Annotated in this window: 4 protein-coding genes; 1 reads left to right on the forward strand and 3 read right to left on the reverse strand. The window is 67.9% G+C overall.

The features are described from left to right. Window positions 1-341, reverse strand: a 341-nt coding sequence (locus ACNPM4_RS18205) for an MFS transporter (protein WP_448986637.1), incomplete at its 3' end; no start/stop codon positions are given. 118 nt (window positions 342-459) lie between these two features. Here ACNPM4_RS18205 and prfB point away from each other — a divergent pair. Beyond that, a complete protein-coding gene (prfB, locus tag ACNPM4_RS18210; RefSeq protein ID WP_448986632.1) occupies window positions 460-1569 on the forward strand; it encodes a peptide chain release factor 2 in 1110 nt (369 codons plus the stop codon). Window positions 1570-1619: 50 nt separating this feature from the next. Here the strand turns inward: prfB and ACNPM4_RS18215 are convergent, their stop codons facing one another. After that, entirely contained in the window at window positions 1620-2576 is a 957-nt protein-coding gene (locus ACNPM4_RS18215; protein WP_448986633.1) for a DUF2510 domain-containing protein, read from the reverse strand. A 25-nt stretch (window positions 2577-2601) separates the two neighbouring features. Further along, the coding region (locus ACNPM4_RS18220; RefSeq protein ID WP_448986634.1) for a DUF2510 domain-containing protein at window positions 2602-3340 on the reverse strand (739 nt) is incomplete at its 5' end.

Below are 3340 nucleotides of genomic sequence, written 5' to 3' on the forward strand. Positions count from 1 at the left end.
ACGCGGGTGGTCATGAACGCGTGACGGGCGAGGCCGAAGGCCGCCGCGCAGATGCCGAGCAGGAACACCGACGCCGCGAGCACGCCGAGCGAGGGCGCGAACACCATCCCGATCCCCGCGATGATCGCGATCACGCCGGCGATCACCATCGTGTACCGCTCGCCGATCCTGCCCACCGCCCATCCGGCAGGGAGGTTGCCGCACAGCTGGCCGATCACCAACGCCGACGCCACGAGCGCGGCGAACGCCACGTCTGCGCCCATGGATGCCGCCAGCACCGGGATGAGCGGGATCACGGCGCCCTCGCCGAGCGCGAACAGGACCGTCGGCAGGTACACCATGGGTCCGAACTGTCGAAGGACCGCCGATGCACTGCTCACGTCTTCACGCTACTCCGGCCGATGTGCCGTCGAAGACGAGGTCCCCGTGCGTGCGGGCGGCACGTTAGGCTGAGGTGTCATGCTCGAACTAGATCTCTCCGCCGAAATCCAGGCGCTCAGGCACACCTTCGGCGACATCAGCGAGGTCGTCGATGTCTCCCGTCTCCGCGACGACATCGCGTGTCTCAGCGAGGAGGCCGGTGCCCCCGACCTCTGGGACGACACCGAGAACGCGCAGAAGGTCACCAGCGCACTCAGCCACCGTCAGTCCGAGCTCGCCCGCATCACCGGCATCGCGCAGCGTCTCGACGACCTCGAGGTGCTCGTGGGTCTCGCGAACGAGATGGGGGATGAGGAGTCCGCGCAGGAGGCTCGCACCGAACTCGCCTCGCTCACCGACCTGATCAACCAGCTCGAGGTGCAGACTCTGCTCGACGGCGAGTACGACGAGCGCAGCGCCATCATCACCATCCGCTCCGGTGCGGGCGGCGACGACGCCACCGACTTCGCCGAGATGCTGATGCGCATGTACCTGCGCTGGGCCGAGCGCCACAAGTACCCGGTCAAGGTCATGGACACCTCCTACGCGGAGGGCGCCGGCATCAAGTCGGCGACGTTCGAGATCGACGCGCCCTACGCGTTCGGCACCATCTCGGTCGAGGCCGGCACCCACCGTCTGGCCCGCATCAGCCCGTTCGGATCAGCCGACAAGCGTCAGACGTCGTTCGCCGCGGTCGAGGTCATCCCGCTGATGGAGGAGGCGACCGAGGTCGACATCCCCGAGAACGACATCCGCGTCGATGTGTTCCGGTCCTCCGGCCCCGGCGGTCAGTCGGTCAACACGACCGACTCCGCTGTGCGCCTGACGCACCTTCCGACCGGCATCGTCGTGTCGATGCAGAACGAGAAGTCGCAGATTCAGAACCGCGCCGCCGCCATGCGCGTGCTGCAGACCCGACTGCTGCTGTTACAGAAAGAACAGGAAGCAGCGAAGAAGAAGGAGCTCGCGGGCAACATCACCGCGAGCTGGGGCGACCAGATGCGCTCGTACTTCCTCTACGGCCAGCAGCTGGTGAAAGATCTGCGCACCGGCCAGGAGTCGGGCAACCCGGCTGCCGTGTTCGACGGAGACCTGGATGACTTCATCTCCGCGGGCATCCGCTGGCGCAAGCGCAAGATCGAAGACTGAATCCATGAAGAAGGCCCCGGATAACTCCGGGGCCTTCTTCGTATGACTCGTCAGTATTTCGCACCCTCGAGAGTGCCGGTCACGTCTTCATAGCTGTACAGGATGCACTGGACGGTGCGATCGTCTGCGCGGGCCCAGGAGGTCTCCGTCGGCTGATAGGTGTAGAAATCCAGCACCGAGTCTTCGTAGGCGATGCCGACGTATGCGTCGAAGTGCGAGGCGCAGCCGTCCCATGCCGCTTCGCCGAGAGCATCGTCGCCGGGGAACGCCTCCTCATCGACCTCGAAGATGAAGTACACCTCATCCGTGTGCGGCCGCTCGCATGGGACGACGGGCAACTCGTAGATCTGACCCGTGTCCTCGTAGTCGACGAACGGCAGGCAGTCGCCGACCTCGAGCTCGGCGAAGGGAACCATCTCGGCACCCTCGATCGACGCGGGGTCCGTGCGCTCCTCGGCGCTCGCAGCGGCGCCGGCCGGGGCCGAGACGGTCGCGAGCAGCAGCAGCGACACGGCGAACGCCAGGAGCGCGCCGATCGCCGCAACCACCAGCCCCGTGATCCCCGGCCACTTGCGGCCGCGGAGGAACAGGGACACGAGCGACAGCACGAATCCGACGCCGAGAAGCGCCCAGCCGACGATCGAGATCACCGGGATGCAGGCGCACACGACGCCGACGACCACCACCGCGAGACCGATGATTCCGAGCACCGACACTCCGGGCGCGGGTGGCTGCGGTGCCGGCGCACCCCACGCTCCGCCGGGTGCTCCGACGAGGTCGGGCGCGATCACCCGCTCGGTCGACACCCCCGACGAGGGCAGCGCGTAGGGCGGGGTGAAGGGCGCTGTGCCGGGCGACGGCACGGCGGAGGCAACCTGCTCGACCGACGGCGGTTCCGGGGCCACCGGCGCACCGTCGGAGGTCCGCACGTGCGCGGTCCACTGCGTGCCGTCCCACCACCGCAGGCGGCCGGAGCCGTCGTCGTACCAGCCGGCAGACGTCGTCATCAGATGGTTCCGCTCGTCCGACGGCTCAGGGGACGAAGCACGCGGTGATGGCTTCGGTGTCGCCCAGTACCTCGGCGAAACCGTACGCGGCGTCGACATCCGTCAGCGTGCCGTCGCTCTCCGCGATCGCGCGCAGCGTCGAGTTGTCGAGCTCGGACTCGACGAGAAGGTCCGAGAGGCACGTGATCTGCGGCTCGGTGTAGCCCTCCGTGCCTTCGGCGGCCAGGATCGCGGTCAGTCCGACCGCCACCTCGGCCGAGGTGGGACGCGTGCCGTCGTCGGCGCCGTCCGTCCCGTCGGTCTCGCCCGGCTCGGTGGCTTCGATCGACGGCGAGGAGCTGGGCAGGTTGTTCATCTCTTCACTCGCGTTCTGGGCGATAGCGAAGAAGAAGACGAAGAACATCACGGCGCTGATGATGCCGCCGACCACGGAGAGGATCAGGCCGGCGATCCCCGGCCACTTCTTCCCCTTCAGGAAGAGCGAGATGAGGGAGACGATGAAGCCCGCGCCGAGGAGGATGAAGCCGATGAAGCCGATCAGCGGGATGAACGCCAGGATCGTGCCGACGGCCGACAGTCCGAGTCCGACGAGTCCGAGCACCGACAGCTTCTTCGGAGCTTCCGGCTCGGTCTGCACGTACGGGGCAGCTGCGGGATAGCCGGACGGTGCGCCCGCGCCGGGGTATGCCGGAGCCGCGCCCGGGTAGCTCGACACGGGCTGTTCCGGCGTGGCCGTGGGGGAGTAGTCGGGCGCTGCCGGGGCC

The sequence above is a fragment of the Microbacterium umsixpiens genome (assembly GCF_053543675.1).